This window comes from Planococcus sp. ISL-110, from assembly GCF_018613575.1.
GTDB lineage: Bacteria > Bacillota > Bacilli > Bacillales_A > Planococcaceae > Planococcus.
Genome location: NZ_JAGGPX010000037.1, coordinates 1 through 22561, shown reverse-complemented (window position 1 = coordinate 22561; position 22561 = coordinate 1). Strand labels below are relative to the sequence as shown.

The window sequence follows — 22561 nt, the reverse complement described above, 5'->3', positions numbered from 1 at the left end:
AGTGTTTCCTCCCGATTATACTTTTTCAATCGGCGCAAATTTGGCCAATAGCCGCTTGATGCCGACAGGGCTTGGGAACGCAATATCGAGCTCGGTTTGTTCACCTTCGCCTTTGACGCTGACGACCGTTCCAGTGCCCCACTTTTTATGTGCTGCTCGATCACCGGTTTTCCAGCCGAGCTTTTCGCCGCCTGACTGATTGTAGCCGGGACGCGTGACAGCTGCACGTTTCGGTGCCTGTCTGTAACTCGTAGCTGCACCAGCACGGTGATGAGCCGTTGTCTGTTCAATCAAATCCTCTGAGATTTCAGAGATGAATCGGGACGGCATATTAAAATTGCTTTTCCCGAACAATGTACGGGAAGATGCATGCGTCAAATAAAGCCGTTTTTCAGCACGGGTAATCCCCACGTAAGCCAGGCGCCGCTCTTCTTCCAATTCTTCATCGTCATTATTCGACCGGGAATGCGGGAAGACGTTTTCTTCCAGCCCGATGATAAAGACCACAGGAAATTCCAGTCCTTTTGCTGCGTGCATCGTCATCAGGATAATCGGGCCATCCGCGTCTTCTTCATCATCCAAAGAATCAATATCCGAAATGAGCGCCAAATCCGTCAGGAAGGAAACCAGCGATTTGTCATCGCTTTGCTTTTCAAACGCTTTGGTCACGGATAGGAACTCTTCCAGGTTTTCAAGGCGGCTCTCGCCCTCGATTGTTTTATCGATTTGCAGCATCTGGCGGTAGCCTGATTTTTTCAGTACTTCCTCCACCAATTCCGTGACCGACAAATACTCCTGCATTTGCGTGAAGCTATCGATCATCGTCCGGAATTCAAGAGCAGTTTGTGCCGTTTTGGCTGTCAGCCCCATAAAGTCGGCTTCCTGCAAAGCATCCATGATGGTACGGTCCTGTTCAATTGCGAAACGCGCCATCTTCTCGAAAGAAGTCGCCCCGATGCCGCGCTTTGGTTCATTGATGACACGGGCCAATGACAAATCATCGTCATTATTGGCGATCAAGCGCAAATATGCCAACAAATCCTTGATCTCCTTGCGGTCATAGAACTTCGTTCCACCGACAATGGTATAGGACATATTCGATTTGACGAACATTTCCTCCATGATCCGGGATTGTGCATTGGTGCGGTAAAGAATGGCAAAATCTGAAGTTTTGTAATTCTCCTCTTCCATCAGCTTCTGAATAGTCTGAACAACGAATTGTGCTTCCTGGCGTTCATCCCCCGCTTTATGCAGGGTGATGGCCGGACCATCGTCATTGTCAGTCCGCAACTCCTTCGGATAACGGCTGGTGTTTTTCTGGATGACATCATTGGCTGCCTGCAGGATGCGTTTGGTCGAGCGGTAATTCTGCTCGAGCATGATCACTTTGGCATTCGGGTAATCTTTTTCAAATGACAGGATGTTAGTGATATCAGCTCCGCGCCAGCGATAAATCGACTGATCTGAATCCCCTACCACACAGATATTCTTAAACTTGCTGGCCAATTTCTGGACCAGTTGGTATTGGGCGTTGTTGGTGTCCTGATACTCATCCACATGAATGTAATGGAATTTATTCTGGTAATACTCCAACACTTCAGGAACCGTATTGAATAAATTCAGTGTCGTCATGATCAGATCGTCAAAATCTAGCGACTGGTTTTTCTTTAGCCGTTTTTCATAAGCAAAGTAGACATCAGAAATGGTCTTTTCATACGGGTTGAACTGATTCATATCCGCCGCAAACTGCGTTGCATCGATGCATTCATTTTTTGCCGAAGAAATGGCATTCAGCATGGTCCGCGGTTCATATTTTTTCGGATCCAGGTTCTGCTGCTTCAGGACATTCTTGATGACCGTCAATTGGTCGGTCGTATCCAGAATCGAAAAACTCTTCGACATGCCCAAACGGTCGATATCGCGCCGCAAAATCCGGACGCACATCGAGTGGAACGTGGAAGCCCACATACGCTGACCTGTTCCATGCCCCAATAATCCGTCGATCCGGTTGCGCATTTCGCGTGCCGCTTTATTGGTGAACGTAATCGCCAGGATATTGGACGGGTAAACCTGTTTTTCCAGCACCAAATAAGCGATCCGATGCGTCAGCACACGCGTTTTACCAGATCCCGCACCTGCCATGATCAATAAAGGGCCCTCAGTCGCCTGGACAGCTTCCGCTTGTTCCGGGTTCATTCCATTCAGTAAGTTCTTCGTTATCAATTCCATTGCGCACCACCTCGAACATTCGTTCTCATTATTATAACGCTCAGTCAGCCGTTTCCGCAACTGCCTCTACGGTTTCAATCGCTTTATCAATATTTTCATAAATAATATTGCCGACCACAATGGTATCTGCGACGTTCAATGCCGCGATTGCTTTGTCAGCTGAGTCGATGCCTCCACCGTAAAACAAGCGGGTTTCGGACAGGACCTCTTTTACTTTCCGGACCAGTTTCATGTCTCCATAAACACCACTGTACTCCATATAAAAAATCGGCAGCCGGAAAAAATGTTCAGCCAGACGGGCATAGGCCAAGACGTCATCCGCAGCCAACTCTGTTTTAGCTCCAGTTAACTTGGCCGCTTTGCAATCCCTATTCAAAATGCAATAGCCTTCCGGAATCAGTTCATTCCAGTCCAGGATCTCGCCATATTCGCGGATTGCTTCGTGATGAAGGCCTTTGATCCACCTGGGATCGTCGCTGTTGAGTACAGTCGGGATAAAATAATAGTCAAAGCCCGGTGCAACAGATTCGATGGTCGAGACTTCCATGACCAACGGGAGGGCATAGCCCTGCACACGCTCTGTTAAAAGAAGGACATTGTCGAGTGTGACATTATCACTGCCGCCAATCAAGATGGCATCAGTCCCGGATCTGCAAATTCGTTCCAAATGTCCATCCGTTATTTCTTTTGCCGAATCTAATTTAAAGACATGCCGCCATGTTTTGAAATCCATCTCGTTTCACCCAACTTTGCATCATTTATCATCAATTTATTATAACAAAAAAACCGAACAGAGTCGGTTCTCTGTTCAGTCTTTTGGCAGTTCGAAAGGTTTTTCGTTAGGATAAAGGCGCCCCAACATTTCATCATAGCCGTCATTGCCGTAGTTCAGGCAACGGCGGACACGGGAAATGGTCGCAGTGCTGGCACCTGTTTCATTTTTTATTTTTTCGTAGGTTTTTTTCATGCGAAGCATATGAGCCACTTCCAGCCGCTGTGACAGCGATTGAATTTCACTGATCGTGCATAAATCATCAAAAAACCGATAGGCTTCTTCCTTATCCTTCAAGGCCAAAACAGCTTCAATCAACTGATCTGTCTGATGACCTCTGATTTTATCAACTTGCATGCAGCTTCATCATCCTTTCATTGCTACAATCATCAAGGTGTATAGCTGACGGATTGTTCCATGCCTGGAGAATCCGGAACAACGTGAATCCAGGTTTTCCCCGGCACCAGTTGTACCACTTCGCCATCTGCTGTCGGCACAAGCATTCCGTCAAGCGAACTCCATTCTATTTCACGAACACCGCCGTTTTGGAAGAGCAGGGCATCTCCACCGCTCGACAAATCGATTGACTGCCGCCCTTCGGAATCCACAGTCTCATGTGACGCTTCAAAAACCAGAACATTGGATACTTCGGCTGTTTCCAGGGTCTCTTTATCGGTTGTCGGTACGCCGCCGACCGATCGGCTGTAAAGATGTAGTTGGCTGTCGTATGTAAAGTCACTGAAAAACAGCTCGTTTGTCCCGTACTCCACTCTCACCGAAAGAGCCTGTTCGTCAAGTTTAGCATTATCGGCCGCACCATAGAAATGATAAGGTGATTTTCCACTGTATTCTGCAGAAGCCTGCACATTTTCCATAGCTGTTTCGATATTTTTCATTGTGATATAGGAATTATGTGGAGCGACACGATCGGATGATCGCTGGAATAGGGTTCCGTCATGCTGGATGCCGTTGACATGATCAACGATTCCTGATTCCAGCATCGTGTAGGCATCCGGACTATAGCCGTGAGCCACAAAAAAAGCATCATAGGCAACAGCGAGCTCGACAAAATACTCCCTGGCACTGCGGATCGGCCCAAATGTATCCGGAAAGCTGCTTTGATAAAGCGCCACAAACCGCGTAATGTCGTATTCGGCAATCATTTCAAAGACGATGTCCGCTTCAGTAAGCCCGGTTTGCGGACGGGCATCCGGATGGTTATTGATGACTGCCATGACAGTTCGGCGATTTGCCGGAGGCACAGCCTCTTCACCTGTGAAAGGAGCGATTGTCAGGGCCTCCTCCACTGGCGGCTGTTCGGTAGGATCTTCCTTCATAATCAGCCAAAATCCTGCGACAAAAGCGGCAAGAACGATTACTATACCTATAATGAGCCCCAATTTTTTCATAAGCGCTTACCTCATGAACGCCGGGAACAGGATTTTTTTATTCATGACATCGTAGATGCCCTTTTGCGTAACCCGGACATACGGAAGATGGGTCGCCTGTAAAAACAGCAGTGTGTAAACCGCATCGCCATGCTTATAGCCGCGCTCTTTCAGTGCTTTCTTCAGTGCCTTTTCCTGTTCGATCAACTGTTCCATCGGCAGATCCGACATCACACCTCCATAAGGAAGCGGCAGGGATTGGACGATCTCACCGTTTTCGGCCAGGATGATCCCGCCTTTCAGACGCTTCAGCTCATCGAAAGCTATCCACATATCCCGACGGCTTTTGCCGATCAGAATAATATCGCCTGTATTGGTATACGAAGAGGCGAATCCATCCAATCCAGGTGCAAAGCCTTTAATCAGTGTATTGACGCGCCATTTGCCTTTTTTATCAATCAGCATCAAAAAGCTTTCATCGTGTAGTTTCGATAAGTCGGAGTCATGGGTATCGACACTGACTGTATAAGGCTTCGTAATAACATCATTGATCATTTCAATGCCGAAAGGCATCGAAAACTGAAAATCATCATCTGTCAGTTCATAATCGATGTCAAGGTCCGGCATGATCGACCAATCGATATTCGGCAATGCCTGAACTTTTTTACCGTCTTTCTTCAGCCAGACCCCTTTTGAAATAACTCCTGACGGCACCGGGTTTTCCAGCGTATCAAGAATGTTCAAGTTGGCGTAGCGACCCGTCGCAATCAGGCCATGCAGGCTGGTTACATTATAGTAACGGGCAACGTTATAAGATGCCATCATATAAGCATCGATCGGCGGCACACCCGCTTCAAGCGCAATTTTAATGCACAGGTCCATAACACCGTCCAAATGGAAGGCTGGTGTTGAGCCATCTGTTGTCATCATCAGCTTGTCGAAGACATTCAAATCCCGTTCAACGATCCCTTTCAACATGTCCGGAAGATCCGGGCGAATGGAAGAATGCCGCAACGTCACACCATAGCCGTGAAGCAGGCGCATTTCCACTTCATCCACCGTCATCGCCTCGTGGTCGCCATCGGCTCCAAGCAATCGCATGCGGGCCAATGTCTTTTCCGAGGCCCCCGGGAAATGACCTTCAATTTTCTTCAAGCCCATTTTGGCTTTCTGAATCCAATACAGCATCTGGTCATCGCCAGCCATCAGTTTTGGCCAGCCCGTCAATTCCCCACCCAATAATACGTCCTGGCGATCCAGCCATTCCCCAACGGATGTGGAAGTGAATAACTTATCTTCATCATTCAATTCCGTCTGCGAGTCAAAACGGGTCCACCAATAGAAATTGAACGGCAACTCTGCCAATTGATCCAATAATGAAAACGCTTTCTCATTTTCAAGAGCTAAAAAGAAGGTCAAGTTGTCGGATAGGAACATCGTCGTTCCACCTTGAGCCGCATAATCTGCAAAGCTTTGAGGGTTATATAATTGAGAAGGATGAACATGCGGCTCTATATATCCTGGAACAATAAATTTATCTGTCATGTCTGCTACTTCGGTAGAAGCATCAATTTTCGGCATCTCTTTTCCAGCATAGACGATGCGGTCATTTGATATCCAGATATTCCCTGTTACCCATTTTTTAAAGATTCCGTGCAGATAGGTCGCATTTATCAAAACGAGATCCGGCGCAACTTCCTTTGTGACGATCTTTAACTGATTTCGAATCTCTGTGTTTTTCCATAGAGGATTTACCATTTTCCGGCACCTTCTTTCTGCTATTTCAATACTTAATATCGTAGCATAATTATACAATGAAATACAGTTATTCCCTTAAAAACCGAGAAGATTCCGATTAAGTGAGGACACAAAAAATCCACGCATTCCGCGTGGATTTCGGATCAATTATTGATTGGATCACTGAAAGGTTTTAAGACATCTTTTTTCTCTTCCTCCTGGAAGGTCAGCACGTCAGCAACGGAATCATACGATTCGCCGTAAAACTGTTCGTCTTTGTAGGTATGGATATCCTCGTACATTTTCTGCATTCCTTCAAAAATCTGCTCTTCTGTTTCTCCGCTTGGAGTCCAGTACAGGATTTCCATTGAGTTCTCTTCACCGGTCGCTAATGAACGGCGGCAATATCCAATAGACGAAGCATGTTCGAATCCTTCACGCGCATAAAAGCTCAGGCGTTTTTCCGTGTCCGTATCTTCGTAATTGACCGGCTCGACTTCAAGGATGATTGGTTTGTTCTTGTCCTTCAGCATCTGAAGCGTCTTTTTGCCAAGACCCATGCCGCGTGATTCCTTCGATACAAACAAGTAATCGACAAAGCTGAAGTTCGGGAACTCTGCATACATCAAGACATGATAAGGACCCTCATCTTTGTAGTAGACGCTGCCTTTTTCTTTTAGCAATGCATCCATGTGCTCTTTTGATTTCATTTCTTCGACTGGAAAATACTGATTTAATTTTTCATACCAATTCATAATTTGACTCCCTTCGATTTTAAATGCCCTGCTGATTTTGGTTCTGAGGTCGTAATGGGTTTGCCATTCTGGAGTTTAAATAGAGGTAACCGTGGGCTGTTGAAAATCCTCAACTTTAGCTTTTATTGCCTACAGGGCAGGCAATAAAAAAAATGACACAGCATCTTGTCGAATTTGTGTCATCTACAATTATATCATATGTGATTTTTTTTTGCACGCCATCCGATGTCTGAGCGATAGAAAAAGCCATTCCAACGCAGGCTGTCCAGCTGTTCATAAACCTTCTCCTGAGCGCTTTGGATAGACGGTCCGCTTGCTGAAACGAGCAGCACACGCCCTCCGTTGCCTGCATAACTGCCGTTAGACAACTTTGTTCCGGCATGGGTCACTTCAACTCCGGTAAGCTTTGTCAAGTCAGGCAATAGAGCACCTTTTCGGGCTGTCTCCGGATAACCATCCGCCGCAATGACCACGCCAAGAACCGCTTGATCATCCCAGCTCAATTCAGCAGGCTGCCCTTTTAGAACCGCATCGATAAAGCGGCCAAAATCGGATTTCATGCGCGGCAGGACCACCTGTGTTTCAGGATCTCCAAAACGCGCGTTGAATTCGATCACTTTCGGGCCTTTTTCCGTTAAAATGACGCCAGTATAGAGAATGCCATTAAAGGGCGTCCCTTCCGATGCCATCGCTTCCACAGCCGGTTCCACGATTTCCGCAAAAGTCTCATCGACGATAGCCTGCGATATTTGCGGTACCGGCGAGTAGGCGCCCATGCCACCGGTATTCGGACCACGGTCGCCGTCAAAAGCACGCTTATGGTCCTGCGAAATAACCATCGGATAAATCTGCCCATCATAGACAAAAGACATGAACGAAAACTCTTCTCCGTCCAAAAATTCCTCAATGACCACTTTGGAGCCCGATTCACCGAACTTCTGCCCTTCCAGCATATCGTTGACGGCAGAAATGGCTTCCCCTTCCGTCAATGCCACAACGACACCTTTACCGGCAGCGAGGCCATCCGCTTTGATGACAATCGGTGCGCCGTGCTTCCGGATAAAAGCAATCGCCGGGGCAACTTCTGTAAAGGTTTCGTAGCCCGCAGTCGGGATCTTGTATTTTTCCATCAATTCTTTGGCAAAAGCTTTGCTGCCCTCAATTTGGGCCGCCGCTTTGGACGGTCCAAAAATACGCAGCCCCTTGCCTTCGAAAAAGTCGACGATGCCTTCAGACAACGGCTGTTCAGGACCCACAAAACTGAAATCCACTCCCTGCTGCTGGGCAAATTCCGCCAGTCCGGCAAAATCCATTTCATCGATTGCGGCTATTTCAGCATCCTCACGCATCCCGTCATTTCCGGGTGCTGCAAAAACTTTCGTGACGGACGCAGATTTTGAGAACTGCCGCACGATGGCATGTTCCCGTCCGCCTCTACCAATGACCAATACCTTCATTTTGCTTCACCTCGATTAATGTTTGAAATGACGGACACCTGTAAAGACCATGGCAATTCCGTATTCGTTCGCTTTATCGATTGATTCCTGATCTTTCTTGGAACCACCCGGCTGAATGATGGCTTTGATGCCTGCCTTCGCGGCAACTTCCACCGTATCACTCATCGGGAAAAATGCGTCTGATGCCATAATGGCACCTTTTGCTCCTTCGCCTGCCTGCTCCAAAGCAATTTTGGCAGATCCCACGCGGTTCATCTGGCCTGCGCCGATGCCCAAAGTCATTTCAGAGTTGCATACGACAATGGCATTCGATTTAACATGCTTCACGACACTCCAGCCAAGCTTTAATGCATCAAGTTCTGCTGCTGTCGGCTGGCGCTCAGTTGCGATTTGGATGTCAGCATCCTCATAGCCGTAAACATCCGGCTGCTGAATCAACAGACCGCCTTCAACGGTAACGGTATTCCATTTGTCTTTGTTTTTGCTGTCGAATGGAATTACCAAAAGACGGATATTCTTTTTCTGTGTCAACAATTCAATTGCTTCATCTGAAAACGCTGGAGCAATGATGATTTCCAGGAAGATTGTCGTCAATTGCTTGGCAGTTTCGGCATCAACTTCACGGTTCAATGCGACAATTCCACCAAAAATGGAAATAGGGTCGGCTTCATAGGCTTTTCCGAAAGCATCGGCAATCGTTTCACCTGTACCGACGCCACATGGGTTCATGTGTTTAACGGCGACTGCTGCCGGCATTTTGAATTCTTTTATGATTTGAAGAGCAGCATTGGCATCCTGGATATTATTATAGGATAATTCCTTGCCGTGCAATTGGTTTGCGTTGGCAATGGAAAACTCAGATCCAAGCGGGCTGCGGTAAAATGCGGCTTTTTGATGAGGGTTTTCCCCGTAACGAAGGGTTTGGGACAATTCATAGGTAAGCGTCAATTGGTCCGGATATTCTTCGCCCGTCAAGTCAGTCAAGTAGTTGGAGATATAGGAATCATAAGCAGCAGTATGCCGGAAAACTTTCGCAGCCAGACGGCGTCTTGTTTCAGGCAAAGTAGCCTCTCCATTATGTAGTTCAGTCAATACCGCAGGATAGTCTGCTGCATCAACGATTACTGTAACATAGGCATGATTTTTTGCAGCAGAACGCAGCATCGTCGGACCACCGATATCGATGTTTTCGATGGCATCATCCACTGTCACATCCGGTTTGGCGATCGTTTCACGAAACGGATATAAATTGACGCAGACGATACTAATCGGTGAAATGCCGTTTTCAGCCATTTGGCTTTGGTGTTCCGCATCATCATGTTTAGCCAATAATCCACCGTGTACAAGAGGGTGTAAGGTTTTTACACGGCCGCCCAGAATTTCAGGGAACTTGGTGATTTCATCTACAGCTGTAATAGAAACGCCGTTTTCTTCAAGAAATTTCTTGGTGCCGCCTGTTGATAGGAGTTCGTAGCCCATCTTTTCCAGTTCCCGTGCAAATTCCAATATTCCTGATTTATCCGATACGCTGAGTAATGCTCTTTTTTTCACAAATAGTCCTCCTAAAGATTAAGACCGGCAGTCTTACCGGTCGAATAATTGCTGCAAAGTTGCAGGATATAATTCATGTTCAATCTGATGGATCTGTTGCTCGACTTCTTCGCGGCAACGCCCCGCAACCGGAAACGACTGCTGTGTAATGATGCTGCCTGTATCCATGCCAGCGTCCACATAATGCACCGTTACCCCAGCTTCCTGTGCACCTGCCGCCAGTGTCTGGCCGATGGCATCTTTGCCTGGAAAAGCAGGCAGGACCGATGGATGAATATTAACGATGCGATTTTCATAAGCATCCAGCAGAACCGGACCGATCAAGCGCATATAGCCTGCCAGAACGATCCACTCTACTCCAAGCCCCTGCAGTTTTTCTTTGAGCATCTTCTCGTAAAGCAGCTTGGATTCAAATTCGGAAGGCACAAAAGCACAAGATTCCACTCCCGCCTTGCGGGCACGCTCCACAACAAAGGCCTGTGGCTTGTCCGTTACAGCAATCACCAGTTCAGCCTTCAGTCTGCCGCCGACAATGGCATCGGCAATAGCCTGGAAATTAGAGCCATTGCCTGACGCAAAAACAGCGATTTTCGGTTTATTGTTCATCCAACGTGCCGTCCTGTTCGCCTTGGAATTGAACGCCTTCCGTGCTGGAGACGCGGCCGATTTGGAAAGCCTGTTCGCCGTTTGCTTGCGCCGTTTTCAGGACCTGCTCAGCATCTTCAGGAGCGACAGCCAATACAAAGCCAATGCCCATATTAAAAACAGAATACAGGTCGCGGTCCGCAAGTTCGCCTTTTTCCTTCAATAACGTGAAAATATCAAGCACCGGCCAGCTGCCGATGGTGATTTTCGCGCCTAAGCCTTCCGGCATCATCCGCGGAATGTTTTCAATAAAGCCGCCGCCAGTCACATGTGCCATGCCATGAATAACCGTTTCATTGCCGATGGCCGCGACTGCTTTGGCGTATATTTTGGTCGGCGTCAAAAGAACATCGCCAATCGGGCCAAGAGCTTCATAGCCTTCGACTTTTTGTTCGAGCGTCAAGTTGTTTTGGTCAAAGATGATGTGGCGCACCAATGAATAGCCATTCGAATGGATACCGCTGGAGGCAAGGCCGATCAGGACATCGCCCGCTGTAATTTTTTCTCCAGTGACGATTTTGGATTTCTCCGCAGCGCCTACTGCAAAACCGGCGATATCGTATTCGTCTTCTTCATAGAGTCCCGGCATTTCCGCCGTTTCCCCACCAATCAATGCAGCTCCAGCCTGAACACAGCCGTCTGCTACCCCTTTGACAATCGCTTCAATCTTTTCAGGAACCGCTTTGCCGACTGCGATATAGTCAAGGAAAAACAAAGGCTCCGCACCTTGCGCGACAATGTCATTGATGCACATCGCAACGCAATCGATGCCAATCGTATCGTGGCGGTCTGCCATGAACGCCAGTTTCAATTTCGTGCCCACGCCATCCGTTCCGGAAACAAGAACCGGTTCTTTCAAATTCAGCTCGGATAAATCGAACATGCCACCGAAGCCGCCGAACGCACCCAGCATTCCTTTGCGCGCTGTTCGTTCCACATGGGATTTCATACGGTTGACCGCTTCGTAGCCAGCTTCGATATTGACGCCTGCTTTTTCATATGCTTTTGACACAACGGTTCCCCCTTATTTCACTTTTTCTTTTTCGTGCGGCAACACTGTATCCGGATAAATATTGGTCGGGTATTCGCCTGTAAAACAAGCCAGGCAATGGCCGCATTTCGATCCGGGATCTGTCCGTCCGATATTTTGGACCATGCCGTCCACTGACAGGAATGTCAGTGAATCCGCGCCAATAATTTCACGCATTTCTTCCACTGTATTGTTGGCGGCGATCAATTCGCCCGGAGTGCTGATATCAATGCCGTAAAAGCAAGGATTCTTAATGGGCGGAGAACTGATGACGACATGCACTTCCGTTGCCCCCGCTTCTTTCAGCAAGCTGACGATGCGCCGTGAAGTCGTGCCGCGGACAATCGAATCATCCACCATGATGACACGCTTTCCTTTTACCACCTGGCGGACTGGCGACAGTTTCATCTTGACGCCCTGTTCGCGCAGATCCTGTGAAGGCTGGATAAACGTACGTCCCACATAACGGTTTTTGATCATTCCCAATTCGTACGGGATGCCGCTTTGTTCTGAGTAGCCGATTGCCGCTGAAATACTGGAATCCGGAACACCCGTTACCACATCCGCCTCAATCTGGACTTCTTTCGCCAATTGGACTCCGAGGCGTTTTCTCGCAGTATGGACATTGATGCCGTCAATATCCGAATCCGGACGGGAGAAATACACATATTCCATCGTACAGATCGCCCGCTCTTCCGGGTAAGCAAAACGCTCTGCGCGCATACCATCTTTTGTGACAATCAAAAATTCACCCGGTTCAACCGAACGGACAAATTCTGCTCCGACAATATCAAATGCACACGTTTCCGATGCCGTCACCCAGGCATCTCCAAGTCTTCCAAGAGATAGCGGGCGCAAGCCATTCGGATCCAAAGCGATATACATCGCTTCTTCTGTCAGGATTACACAAGCAAACGCACCTTTCAATAAAGACAAAGCGTTTTTTGCTTTTTCTTCAAACGTCGCATAACCGCTTCTTTTGATCAGATGAGCCAGTACTTCTGTATCAGAAGTTGTTTGAAAAATGCTTCCTTGGCGTTCCAGATGGCCTTTTAGCTGTGTGGCATTAACCAGGTTGCCGTTATGGGAAATTGCCAAGCTGCCGGTAGTCGAATTAAAGAGCAGGGGCTGGACATTTTCAATGCCACTGCCCCCCGCTGTTGCATAGCGCACATGGCCGATAGCCCCATGCCCTGCAATATTTTCTATTTTTTCAGGCGTGAAGACATCACTGACCATGCCCTCGCCTTTCAATGGGCGAAGTGCTTCCCCGTCTGTCGACACAATTCCAGCGCCTTCCTGGCCTCGGTGCTGCAACGCGTGCAGCCCGTAATAGGTCAATTGGGTCGCGTTTGGATGGCCCCATATTCCAAAGACACCACATTCTTCATTTAAGCTTCTGATTTCAGCAAGCATGGGATAGCTCCTTTCCAAGCTGAGCGAAGCGTTGCGACTGAATCGTTGACCCAAGCCGTACCGTCTTCACCGTTGATCACTAAGTTGTCTCCCGTGACTTGGCCGATTTTCTTGGCATCTGATACGATCTTTTCGAATTGTGCTGCTTTTTCCGGGCTGACTGTCACTACAAAGCGTGACTGCGATTCGCTGAAAAGAGCCGTTGTCGCCGATCCGGACAACGTGACGTCCATTCCCAATCCTTGGCCGAAAGTTTTTTCAGCTAATGCGACGGCAACGCCGCCTTCTGCAACGTCATGCGCCGAAGCGATAAGCCCTTGCTGAATAGCTGAAAGAATTTCTTTTTGGCGTTTTGCTTCCACTGTCAAGTCGATGGCTGGCGCTTTGCCGAAAATACGCCCTTCCACCATCTTCTGCAGTTCACTGCCGCCAAACTCCGTAAAGCTTTCCCCAATCAAATACACCAGGTCGCCTTGTTTTTTGGCGTCTTGCGTCGTGACGTGTGAAAGGTCTTCCACAAGACCGACCATACCGATTGTCGGTGTCGGATAAATAGCGGTGCCATTGGTTTCATTGTATAACGAGACGTTTCCGCCGATAACTGGAGAATCCAGGATTGTACAGGCTTCAGACATGCCGTCTGCCGCTTTTTCAAGCTGCCAGAAGATTTCCGGTTTTTCCGGGTTGCCGAAGTTTAGGCAATCGGTGATGGCAAGAGGTTTTGCACCGGAAACGACCACATTTCGTGCCGCTTCCGCCACTGCGATTTTGCCCCCGGTTTCCGGATCCAGGTAAATATAACGCGAGTTACAATCCGTCGTCATGGCAAGCCCTTTATTGGTGCCACGGACACGGACAATTGCTGCATCCGACCCCGGACTGACCACAGTGCTCGTGCGCACCTGATGATCGTATTGATCATAGACCCATTCTTTCGAAGCGATCGTCGGTTGTTTCAATAACGCCGTCAAGGTTTCATTGTAATCTGAGACTTTCGGTTCTGCATTGTCCAGCTGTTGGAACTCTGTAAAGTATGCAGGAACTGCTGATGGCTTATGGTAAACTGGCGCATCTTCTGCAAGCGCGTCAACCGGCACTTCTGCAACGATTTCCCCTTTATGCTTCAAACGAAGCGTCGAGTCATCGGTCACGGTGCCGACAGTGACAGCATCCAGTCCGTATTTCTCGAACAACTCAACGATTTCAGGCTCGCGTCCTGCTGCAACGACAATAAGCATGCGCTCCTGTGATTCAGAAAGCATCATTTCGTAAGCCGTCATGCCGGTTTCACGCTGCGGAATATGATCGAGGTCCATCTCGATGCCTGATCCCGCTTTTGAAGCCATTTCAGCTGAAGATGAAGTCAATCCGGCCGCACCCATGTCCTGAATACCGATTAACGCATCCGATTTGATCAATTCCAGGCAGGCTTCCAGTAACAGCTTCTCCATAAATGGATCGCCGACCTGAACAGCCGGACGATTTTTATCAGAGCCGTCTGTCAATTCCTCAGAAGCGAAAGTGGCACCGTGGATACCATCGCGCCCTGTTTTAGCGCCGACGTACATCACCGGGTTGCCCGTGCCTTTGGCGATGCCTTTTTGGATATCTTCGTGATTGATCAATCCGACGCACATGGCATTGACCAGTGGATTGCCATCATAGCATTCGTCAAACTGAATTTCTCCCCCAACTGTCGGGATGCCGATGCAGTTTCCATAGCCCGCAATACCGGCAACCACTTCTTCAAACAGGTATTTCACCCGCGGAGTGGTCAATTCACCGAAACGAAGCGAATTTAGCAACGCAATCGGACGAGCGCCCATCGAGAACACGTCGCGGATAATTCCGCCTACGCCGGTAGCAGCGCCCTGATAAGGTTCGATGGCTGAAGGGTGGTTATGAGATTCCATCTTGAAAACGACCGCTTGCCCGTCGCCGATGTCAACGATTCCAGCGCCTTCACCCGGCCCCTGCAGAACACGTTCTCCTTTGGTCGGGAATTTTGCCAGGACCGGTTTTGAATTTTTATAAGAACAATGTTCAGACCACATTACCGAAAACAAACCGGTTTCCGTGTAATTGGGTGTTCTTCCTAAAATCTCTTCGACCATTGCGAATTCTGCATCCGATAAGCCCATTTGCTGATAAATTTTCTGTTCTTTTATCTGAGCAGCATTTGGTTCAAGCATGACTGACATGTGCTTCCCTCCACTGTTTTACGATTGATCTGAATAAAGCTAATCCATCCTTGCCGCCGATCAAGTCGGACACTGCACGTTCCGGATGCGGCATCATGCCGAGCACATTTCCGCGTTCGTTGATGATGCCTGCGATATTATTTCGGCTGCCATTAAAATCATCTGCATACGTAAAGACGATTTGATTGTTTTCCTTGAGGTGAGTATATGTCGCATCGTCGCAGAAATAATTGCCTTCTCCGTGAGCGATTGGAATTTGGATTTCCTGGCCTTGTTCGTATTCGTTGGTAAACAAGGTATTATTGTTCTCGACTTTCAATCCAACGGTACGGCACATGAACTTCAGGTTCTTGTTGCGCAAAAGAACGCCTGGCAACAACCCTGCTTCCGTTAAGATCTGGAAACCGTTACAGATTCCAAGAACCGGTTTTCCTGCTTCTGCTGCTTTTCTCACTTCGTCCATGACACCGGAAAACTGGGCAATCGCGCCGCAGCGCAGGTAATCACCGTATGAAAATCCGCCTGGCAGCAAAATGCCGTCATAGCTGCTCAAATCTTTTGAGTCATGCCATACGTATTCCGCTTCTTCACCTAGTTCGTCTTTGACCGCATGGTACATATCCAAGTCACAATTTGAGCCGGGGAAAACAATCACTGCGAATTTCATTGCGAGACAACCTCCTCAATTTCATAACGGTAATCTTCAATTACGGTGTTGGCTAACAGACGATGACACAACTCGTTGACTAGAGCATCCACATCCCGTTCGCTGTCTCCAATGACCAATTCCAGGTATTTGCCGATCCGTACGTCTTCCACTTCATCATAGCCCATTTTATGAAGAGAGCCCATAACTGCAGAACCTTGCGGGTCTAATACACTTTCGCGCAATGTTACGTATACTTTTACTTTTTTCATGAGTGTTGTCCTCCTAGACGAGTTAAAATGAGTTCGTACGCTTCTGTCAAATTCCCTAGATTGCGGCGAAATACGTCTTTATCGAGCTTTTGCTTGGTTTCCATGTCCCAAAGCCGGCAGGTGTCCGGCGAAATTTCATCGGCCAATAGGATATTGCCATCCGTGTCGCGGCCAAATTCGATTTTGAAATCGACCAGATCAACACCGATTTCCTTGAAAAAGCCAATCAGGACCTCATTGATTTCACGTGCTTTGTGCTTGAGCTCTGCCACTTCTTCTGCAGTTGCCAGCTTCAGCATATCGACGTGCTCATCCGTGATCAATGGATCGCCCAATTCATCATCTTTCAAATAAAACTCAACTACCGGGCGGCTGATGGCCATACCTTCTTCAATCCCGAGGCGTTTGGCCATGCTGCCGGCTGTGATGTTGCGGACCACCACTTCCAATGGAATGATGCTGACGCGCTGCACCAATTGTTCATGGTCAGACAATTGCTTGACAAAATGAGAAGCAATGCCCGCTTCCTGCAATTTCTCGAAAATCAGTGACGTGATTTTATTGTTCAAAATGCCTTTGCCGGTGATTTCCTCTTTCTTCTCACCGTTGAAAGCCGTTGCTGAATCTTTATATTCCACCCACAAAATTCCCTCTTCGTCCGTTGCATATAAGCGTTTTGCTTTTCCTTCGTACAATAACTGACCTTTTTCCATTTTTAAAAGCCCCCGTTTAATTTAGTCCAAGTCGGTCGAAAATCATGTTCACTTGCTGCAGGTGATGATTATAATCAAAGCAGTCATCCAAATCTTCTTTGGATAGTTTAGATGTGATGGTGTCATTCGCTTCCACGATTTTGCGGAAATGCGTCTGGTTTTCCCACGCTTCCATCGCACATGGTTGAACCGTGTCATAAGCGGCTTCACGAGCCATTCCCTTATCGATCAAGGCCAATAGCACACGCTGCGAATAAATCAGGCCAAGCGTTGAATCCATATTGCGTTTCATATTTTCAGGAAACACTGTCAAGTTTTTGACGATATTGCCAAAACGGTTGAGCATATAATTCAGTGCAATCGTCGCATCCGGCAAAATCACCCGTTCAGCAGATGAATGCGAAATATCGCGTTCGTGCCAAAGTGCAACATTTTCGTAAGCTGTCAGCATATAGCCACGGATCAGACGGGCAAGCCCTGTCATATTTTCAGAACCGATCGGGTTGCGTTTATGCGGCATTGCAGAAGAGCCTTTTTGGCCTTTTGCAAAGAATTCCTCTACTTCACGCGTTTCTGATTTTTGCAGTCCGCGGATTTCCGTAGCGAATTTTTCGATAGATGAACCGATCAATGCAAGAACGCTCAAATATTGTGCATGGCGGTCGCGCTGCAAAGTTTGTGTCGAAATCGGTGATGCTGCAAGCCCCAACTCTTTGCAGACATAAGCTTCAACAAACGGATCGATATTGGCATAAGTTCCAACTGCACCAGACATTTTGCCTGTTTCAATTGAAGCAGCAGCTGCTTCAAAACGTTCCAGGTTGCGTTTCATTTCTTCGTGCCATAGAGCCAGCTTCAAACCGAAAGTAGTCGGTTCTGCATGAACACCGTGCGTCCGGCCCATCATGACCGTCATCTTGTGCTCTTTGGCTTTATTCGCAAGAATTTCGATGAAGTTCGTCAAATCTTTACGGATAATGACGTTTGCCTGCTTCAGCAAGTACGAAAGGGCTGTATCTACAACATCTGTTGAAGTTAAACCGTAATGAACCCATTTGCGTTCTTCGCCAAGTGTTTCAGATACCGCTCTTGTGAAAGCTACCACATCGTGGCGGGTTTCTTCTTCAATTTCCAAAATGCGGTCTACTGAAAAAGAAGCATCCTTGCGGATTTTTGCCACGTCTTCTTTTGGAATATCACCGATTTCAGCCCAAGCTTCACATGCCAGAATTTCAACTTCCAGCCATGCATTGTATTTGTTTTCATCTGTCCAAATTGCGCCCATTTCAGGCCGTGTATAGCGTGCGATCATTTGTAAGTTCCTCCAATTATTCCGGCCAGATGCCGGATGCGTCTATTTCACTTAAAGTTGCCTCTAAGTCTTCCGTTAATATCGTAACATGTCCCATCTTCCGTTTCTGCTTCGCTTCATCTTTTCCGTACAAATGAATCGACCAATTCGGAAATTGTGCGATTTTCGAAGTGAGTGGCGCGACATGTTCCCCTAGTACATTGACCATTACCGCGTCTGACCACAACTTCGGCTGTCTTAGCGGCCAGCCGCATACGGCACGGACATGCTGATGAAACTGCGAGATGTTCGTAGCTTCTATCGAGTAATGCCCTGAATTATGCGGGCGCGGGGCCAGCTCATTGACAATGATGCTGCCATTTTCCAAAACAAACATTTCAACCGCCAACGTTCCGATCATGTTCAGATGTGCTGCGATTTTTTCAGCAGCCTGCTGTGCTTGAACGACCGTCTCTTTATCGATTCGTGCCGGTACAATCGTTTGATGCAGAATATGTTCTTTATGAATATTTTCACCGATCGGCAAAATAGCTGTTTCACCGTGCACATTGCGCTGAATGATCACCGAAATCTCTTTCGTGAAGTCAACAAAGGCTTCCGCGACACATTCGCCATTTTCAAACAACATTTCCGCCAAGTGCAGTTCATCAATAGAAGAAACCGTTTGCTGCCCTTTGCCGTCGTAACCGCCACGTGCAGTTTTCACAACGAAAGGAAGGGGCAGCTCGCTGCTTTTTTCTGATAGTTCCTCGAATGTGGAAGCTGTAATATAGTCTGCAACAACTACTCCAGCCCCAGAAATAGACTGCTTCTCAAAAATCCGGTTCTGCGTCACTCGAATCAATTCCGCGCCTTGTGGCACATAAGCGATTTCTGCTAGTTTTTTCAATCCTTCAACATCGATATTTTCAAACTCATAAGTGATGACATCACTCACCTCAGCCAATTCTTCCAGTGCATGCTGGTCATCAAAAGGAGCGATAATTTGAATATCGGCTACTTGGCCTGTTGGCGAATCCATTCCCGGATCGAGAACCGCAATTTTAAACCCTGCTTCTTTTGCTGCAAGGGCCATCATGCGCCCTAATTGTCCACCGCCGATAATCCCGATTGTTTGGCCCGGCAAAATGGTTTTGGTCATATCAAGTCACCTGAACTTTCTATAACGGCAGCCGCTGTCCGGTCCCGTCTATTCTGTAAGGCCTGTGCTACTGCTTCGTCGACCGTCCCCAGTATTTGAGCGGCCAGCAAGCCGGCATTCACAGCGCCCGCTTTGCCGATGGCCACAGTCGCTACTGGAACTCCGCCTGGCATCTGAACGATTGATAACAAGGAATCCAAACCATTTAACGCTTTGGACTGAACAGGTACACCGATAACCGGCAATGTAGTCTTTGCTGCCACCATACCCGGTAAATGTGCAGCACCACCTGCTCCTGCAACGATGACTCGAAGTCCGCGTTCACGCGCCTGTTCGGCATAGCTGAACATCAAATCCGGTGTCCGGTGTGCTGAAACCACTTTCTTTTCATAGGTTAATCCCAATTCATCCAATACGTCACACGCATGCTTCATTGTTTCCCAATCACTCGTACTTCCCATAATGATGCCAATTCGCGGATTCATCGATTACACTCTCCTTTAAAAAATAAAAAGCCCTTAAGTAAACTGCTCACATAACGTGAAAAGCAGTTTACTTAAGGACTGTACATGAAACGAATTTATGGATGAGGGCATAGAAATGCCGATCCTTCGTTTTACGATCCATTAAGTTGCTTTCCCGCATAGTCCGGACATTACGGTGTCCTGGTAGAGACGCAGAAGCCAATTCTTCTGCATATATGGGGTATCCTTATTTATCATAACAAGCTGACCAAAGTACGTCAATGATAAAGTCGAACGATAGGTTATTTAATTATTTAATCGTTCGGATTTAAAAGGGATAATTTGTTATTACTCAAGTTTACTCCCTTTAAATTTAACAATTTGCCTTAACGGTACTGGCTGTCCATTTATCTCTTCGAATAAAGGCTCTTCTTTTCGCCCAACAGCCGAATAACCTTGTGCTTTCATTCGATCCAAGCATTGTGAAATGGATTCATGTTCTTCGACTTCAAACCATATCGTATTTTTACTCATTTATATAAATTGCCCCTTTTCACTGTTTTCACCCAAAATCCGCCATGAATCGTTTTAGCCTCATACGCAATGATAAAGGCCTTCGGATCAATTTCCTGAATGGCTTTGTACAATTTCAGTTCCATTTTTCGCGGAGTCAAAATCTGCATCGATTGCCGGCCGCCGTCACGGCCATTGGCATTCCAATCCGTGACGCCATAGCCTTTTTCCCGGAGTTGCTTAGGCAGATACTCCCCAGCTTCACTCGTGATGACATTTACTGTAATATAGCCTAAAGCCATTTTCTCTTCAATTTTAGATCCAATAATGACACCAGATCCGTATCCCAAAGCGTAGGCAATCAGGTTTTGGATTTGATCAAGATTTTCAAGAACCAATCCAAGTCCTACTATATAGATGACAACTTCCACCATACTGACAGCAGCAGCTAAATAGCGATAGCCTTTTAAGGTCATGATCATCCGTACGGTGAAAAAAGTTACGTAAACAATATTGATCGAGAAAATGATCAATACCATAAGCCACGGATTTACATCCAATCTCTACACCCTCTCAATCTTACATTTCCCTATAAGAATTAGTTTTTATATTAGGGGAAAAGCCCAAAGAATGCAAGAGTGAAAATGCGTGCAAAGTCTTGCTGTATATAGGAAGTTAGCAGATTCCTCAGACTTTCGTACTGATTCATGGAGTGGCGAGCAGAGACATGAATATTCCACCTGAATTTCACGACTGGTAATGTATCCAAATTTTGGATCATGGCTTTTTCTCTTTTGCTGAATATGATATTTTCGAGTCTGCAAGCAGCCAACCGTTTGCCCCATAGAATCTTGCGTTCGTGTTACTCTTTTCTCATCACTTTAATGGGCTCGTGAAAAAAGAGGTCCCTGACGCACTTCTACCGACAAATGTATATTAGCTATATAAGTTCAACTTAGTTTTTTAAAAAACGATCCTTTCGGGTAAACAGAAAGGATCGTTTACCCGAAAGGAACGAGTGCGATGAACGATGATCAAGTTATCCGTGAATTGGAGGAAGCGAGAAAAACGGCTCAGGACCGTCGTTCTTTTGAGCGATACCAGGCACTTTTTCTCTGGAAAAAAGGCTATTCTGAAACAGAGATTGCCGAAATTATTGGCCGTTGTTCGCTTACGGTCTTGAACTACGTCGATGCCTACCAAAAAAGCGGGATTGCCGGGCTTCGTCGCGGGGTTTCAACCGGAAAACCGCTAAAGTTATCTGCTATTCAACGACAGGTTTTGCAAGAAATTATCGCGTACAAGACCCCGGCAGATGTCGGATTTCCGGCCCGGTCAAACTGGACGCTCAGCTTGGTGGTCCAGTTTATCGAACGGGAATGGGGCAAGTCTTACACACCAAAAGGAGCGTCCAAGCTCCTTCATTCTCTTGGGCTTAGCTATACGCGGCCAACTTATACACTTGAGAAAGCCGATCCGGTTAAACAAGCGCTTTTCGTGAAGGAAACCTTCCCTGCGTTAAAAAAAAGCTGATGGACGGTGACATCGATCATTTGTTATTTGAAGATGAATCGATGATCCGGGACTACCAGGCCATTGGCCGAACTTGGTTTCTAAAAGGAAAGCAACGCCTCATTCCGACCTACGGAAAGCATAAAGGGGTAAAACTGATCGGCATCCTCAATTATGAAACGGGTGCCATTCTTTGTACGGAAGAAGAAAAATACGATGCCCAGACCTTTTTAAATTTCCTGACCCAGCTCCTGAAAGCCTACCCAGCAGGCAAAATCGTGATGGTGCTGGATAATTCACGAATCCATCACGCGAATCTGATTCAGCCATTCCTCCAAGAAAACCGGGATCGGTTGGAACTGGTATTCTTGTCGCCTTATAGTCCGCAGCTGAACTTAATGGAAGGCGTATGGAAATGGCTAAAAGAAACAGTCATTAACAATGTTTTTTTCGGCAGCGTTCAAAAAATCATTCTGGCAGTTCGTGCGTTTCTCGAAGATATCCGGAACCGCCGCGAAGAAGCCATTAACCGTTTATGCGTAAGATTATAAAATCATTAGTTCAACTTATATAGTGAATCTTTTCGATCCGGCTTGTGGTCGATTGAACTTTGGCTAGTAGAGATTTTTACATAGTGGCATATTTCCTGGCATGAAGTTACAGGCAAGCTAGTTCTGTCATAGAAAAGAAATTTTCATTTTCTTTTCCTGTTTCTTATTTTGATCTGCTGTTAAGGTTTGCAAAGACGATTTAATGTTTGCCACCTTCTTTTTTCCACAAAAAAACAAGCCGTTACCGGAATCGGTA

Annotated in this window: 21 protein-coding genes and 1 riboswitch; of the genes, 1 reads left to right on the top strand and 20 read right to left on the bottom strand. The window is 47.0% G+C overall.

Annotation, left to right across the window (positions count from 1 at the left end; translation table 11 throughout):
- Window positions 1-15 precede the first annotated feature (15 nt).
- The 20 genes from pcrA to J7I83_RS16990 form a co-directional block, all read right to left on the bottom strand.
- Window positions 16-2229: a DNA helicase PcrA gene (pcrA, locus tag J7I83_RS17085; RefSeq protein WP_215102726.1), complete on the bottom strand. Its 2214-nt coding sequence runs from the start codon at window positions 2227-2229 to the stop codon at window positions 16-18.
- 40 nt (window positions 2230-2269) lie between these two features.
- The gene (pcrB, locus tag J7I83_RS17080; protein WP_215102724.1) at window positions 2270-2962 is read right to left on the bottom strand and encodes a heptaprenylglyceryl phosphate synthase; all 693 of its coding nucleotides are present in this window, start codon (window positions 2960-2962) and stop codon (window positions 2270-2272) included.
- 75 nt (window positions 2963-3037) lie between these two features.
- Window positions 3038-3358 (bottom strand): YerC/YecD family TrpR-related protein, encoded by a 321-nt coding sequence (locus J7I83_RS17075; protein ID WP_215102722.1) that lies wholly within the window; start codon window positions 3356-3358, stop codon window positions 3038-3040.
- Between the two features lie 32 nt (window positions 3359-3390).
- Window positions 3391-4410, bottom strand: coding sequence for a DUF3048 domain-containing protein (locus J7I83_RS17070; protein ID WP_215102720.1), 1020 nt, complete (start codon window positions 4408-4410; stop codon window positions 3391-3393).
- A 6-nt stretch (window positions 4411-4416) separates the two neighbouring features.
- Window positions 4417-6147, bottom strand: coding sequence for an adenine deaminase C-terminal domain-containing protein (locus J7I83_RS17065; RefSeq protein ID WP_215102718.1), 1731 nt, complete (start codon window positions 6145-6147; stop codon window positions 4417-4419).
- Window positions 6148-6290: 143 nt separating this feature from the next.
- Window positions 6291-6881 (bottom strand): N-acetyltransferase, encoded by a 591-nt coding sequence (locus J7I83_RS17060; RefSeq protein ID WP_215102716.1) that lies wholly within the window; start codon window positions 6879-6881, stop codon window positions 6291-6293.
- Between the two features lie 194 nt (window positions 6882-7075).
- On the bottom strand, window positions 7076-8338 hold the full coding sequence (purD, locus tag J7I83_RS17055) for a phosphoribosylamine--glycine ligase (protein ID WP_215102714.1): 1263 nt from the start codon (window positions 8336-8338) through the stop codon (window positions 7076-7078).
- Between the two features lie 15 nt (window positions 8339-8353).
- Window positions 8354-9889 (bottom strand): bifunctional phosphoribosylaminoimidazolecarboxamide formyltransferase/IMP cyclohydrolase, encoded by a 1536-nt coding sequence (gene purH, locus J7I83_RS17050; RefSeq protein WP_215102712.1) that lies wholly within the window; start codon window positions 9887-9889, stop codon window positions 8354-8356.
- Window positions 9890-9922: 33 nt separating this feature from the next.
- A complete protein-coding gene (gene purN / locus J7I83_RS17045; protein ID WP_215102710.1) occupies window positions 9923-10495 on the bottom strand; it encodes a phosphoribosylglycinamide formyltransferase in 573 nt (190 codons plus the stop codon).
- Window positions 10485-11546: a phosphoribosylformylglycinamidine cyclo-ligase gene (gene purM, locus J7I83_RS17040; RefSeq protein ID WP_215102708.1), complete on the bottom strand. Its 1062-nt coding sequence runs from the start codon at window positions 11544-11546 to the stop codon at window positions 10485-10487. The genes purN and purM overlap by 11 nt, the downstream gene beginning before the upstream one ends.
- Before the next feature lie 12 nt (window positions 11547-11558).
- Entirely contained in the window at window positions 11559-12980 is a 1422-nt protein-coding gene (gene purF, locus J7I83_RS17035) for an amidophosphoribosyltransferase (protein WP_215102706.1), read from the bottom strand.
- Window positions 12956-15181 (bottom strand): phosphoribosylformylglycinamidine synthase subunit PurL, encoded by a 2226-nt coding sequence (gene purL, locus J7I83_RS17030; RefSeq protein WP_215102704.1) that lies wholly within the window; start codon window positions 15179-15181, stop codon window positions 12956-12958. The genes purF and purL overlap by 25 nt, the downstream gene beginning before the upstream one ends.
- Window positions 15165-15848: a phosphoribosylformylglycinamidine synthase subunit PurQ gene (purQ, locus tag J7I83_RS17025; protein WP_215102702.1), complete on the bottom strand. Its 684-nt coding sequence runs from the start codon at window positions 15846-15848 to the stop codon at window positions 15165-15167. The genes purL and purQ overlap by 17 nt, the downstream gene beginning before the upstream one ends.
- A complete protein-coding gene (gene purS, locus J7I83_RS17020; protein WP_215102700.1) occupies window positions 15845-16099 on the bottom strand; it encodes a phosphoribosylformylglycinamidine synthase subunit PurS in 255 nt (84 codons plus the stop codon). Before purS ends, purQ begins: the two co-directional genes overlap by 4 nt.
- A complete protein-coding gene (gene purC, locus J7I83_RS17015) occupies window positions 16096-16812 on the bottom strand; it encodes a phosphoribosylaminoimidazolesuccinocarboxamide synthase (protein WP_215102698.1) in 717 nt (238 codons plus the stop codon). The genes purS and purC overlap by 4 nt, the downstream gene beginning before the upstream one ends.
- Window positions 16813-16828: 16 nt before the next feature.
- Window positions 16829-18124 (bottom strand): adenylosuccinate lyase, encoded by a 1296-nt coding sequence (gene purB / locus J7I83_RS17010; RefSeq protein ID WP_215102696.1) that lies wholly within the window; start codon window positions 18122-18124, stop codon window positions 16829-16831.
- 16 nt (window positions 18125-18140) lie between these two features.
- On the bottom strand, window positions 18141-19265 hold the full coding sequence (purK, locus tag J7I83_RS17005) for a 5-(carboxyamino)imidazole ribonucleotide synthase (RefSeq protein ID WP_215102694.1): 1125 nt from the start codon (window positions 19263-19265) through the stop codon (window positions 18141-18143).
- On the bottom strand, window positions 19262-19750 hold the full coding sequence (purE, locus tag J7I83_RS17000; protein WP_215102692.1) for a 5-(carboxyamino)imidazole ribonucleotide mutase: 489 nt from the start codon (window positions 19748-19750) through the stop codon (window positions 19262-19264). Before purE ends, purK begins: the two co-directional genes overlap by 4 nt.
- Window positions 19751-19889: 139 nt before the next feature.
- Window positions 19890-19989, bottom strand: a riboswitch (purine riboswitch).
- A gap of 88 nt (window positions 19990-20077) precedes the next feature.
- On the bottom strand, window positions 20078-20263 hold the full coding sequence (locus tag J7I83_RS16995) for an NETI motif-containing protein (RefSeq protein ID WP_215102690.1): 186 nt from the start codon (window positions 20261-20263) through the stop codon (window positions 20078-20080).
- Complete coding sequence (locus J7I83_RS16990; RefSeq protein ID WP_483313469.1) at window positions 20260-20781, bottom strand: DUF2179 domain-containing protein; 522 nt, start codon at window positions 20779-20781, stop codon at window positions 20260-20262. Before J7I83_RS16990 ends, J7I83_RS16995 begins: the two co-directional genes overlap by 4 nt.
- A gap of 484 nt (window positions 20782-21265) precedes the next feature.
- On the opposite strand from J7I83_RS16990, the gene J7I83_RS16985 reads away from it, so the two are divergent.
- Window positions 21266-22305 (top strand): IS630 family transposase gene (locus tag J7I83_RS16985; RefSeq protein WP_251047706.1). Its coding sequence is split into 2 segments (ribosomal slippage): window positions 21266-21763 and window positions 21766-22305, totalling 1038 coding nucleotides; the frame shifts between segments, so codons are not numbered across the junction.
- Window positions 22306-22561: the final 256 nt, after the last annotated feature.

What these genes read in the sequence shown, in the direction of transcription:
- purD (WP_215102714.1), bottom strand. Translation starts at nt 8,338, where the DNA reads ATGAAGGTATTGGTCATTGGTAGAGGCGGACGGGAACATGCCATCGTG.
- purB (WP_215102696.1), bottom strand. Translation starts at nt 18,124, where the DNA reads ATGATCGCACGCTATACACGGCCTGAAATGGGCGCAATTTGGACAGAT.
- pcrA (WP_215102726.1), bottom strand. Translation starts at nt 2,229, where the DNA reads ATGGAATTGATAACGAAGAACTTACTGAATGGAATGAACCCGGAACAA.
- purF (WP_215102706.1), bottom strand. Translation starts at nt 12,980, where the DNA reads ATGCTTGCTGAAATCAGAAGCTTAAATGAAGAATGTGGTGTCTTTGGA.
- J7I83_RS17065 (WP_215102718.1), bottom strand. Translation starts at nt 6,147, where the DNA reads ATGGTAAATCCTCTATGGAAAAACACAGAGATTCGAAATCAGTTAAAG.
- purN (WP_215102710.1), bottom strand. Translation starts at nt 10,495, where the DNA reads ATGAACAATAAACCGAAAATCGCTGTTTTTGCGTCAGGCAATGGCTCT.
- J7I83_RS17075 (WP_215102722.1), bottom strand. Translation starts at nt 3,358, where the DNA reads ATGCAAGTTGATAAAATCAGAGGTCATCAGACAGATCAGTTGATTGAA.
- purL (WP_215102704.1), bottom strand. Translation starts at nt 15,181, where the DNA reads ATGTCAGTCATGCTTGAACCAAATGCTGCTCAGATAAAAGAACAGAAA.
- purK (WP_215102694.1), bottom strand. Translation starts at nt 19,265, where the DNA reads ATGACCAAAACCATTTTGCCGGGCCAAACAATCGGGATTATCGGCGGT.
- purS (WP_215102700.1), bottom strand. Translation starts at nt 16,099, where the DNA reads ATGAAAAAAGTAAAAGTATACGTAACATTGCGCGAAAGTGTATTAGAC.
- pcrB (WP_215102724.1), bottom strand. Translation starts at nt 2,962, where the DNA reads ATGGATTTCAAAACATGGCGGCATGTCTTTAAATTAGATTCGGCAAAA.
- J7I83_RS16990 (WP_483313469.1), bottom strand. Translation starts at nt 20,781, where the DNA reads ATGGTATTGATCATTTTCTCGATCAATATTGTTTACGTAACTTTTTTC.
- J7I83_RS17060 (WP_215102716.1), bottom strand. Translation starts at nt 6,881, where the DNA reads ATGAATTGGTATGAAAAATTAAATCAGTATTTTCCAGTCGAAGAAATG.
- purQ (WP_215102702.1), bottom strand. Translation starts at nt 15,848, where the DNA reads ATGAAATTCGCAGTGATTGTTTTCCCCGGCTCAAATTGTGACTTGGAT.
- purC (WP_215102698.1), bottom strand. Translation starts at nt 16,812, where the DNA reads ATGGAAAAAGGTCAGTTATTGTACGAAGGAAAAGCAAAACGCTTATAT.
- purE (WP_215102692.1), bottom strand. Translation starts at nt 19,750, where the DNA reads ATGAATCCGCGAATTGGCATCATTATGGGAAGTACGAGTGATTGGGAA.
- J7I83_RS16995 (WP_215102690.1), bottom strand. Translation starts at nt 20,263, where the DNA reads ATGAGTAAAAATACGATATGGTTTGAAGTCGAAGAACATGAATCCATT.
- J7I83_RS17070 (WP_215102720.1), bottom strand. Translation starts at nt 4,410, where the DNA reads ATGAAAAAATTGGGGCTCATTATAGGTATAGTAATCGTTCTTGCCGCT.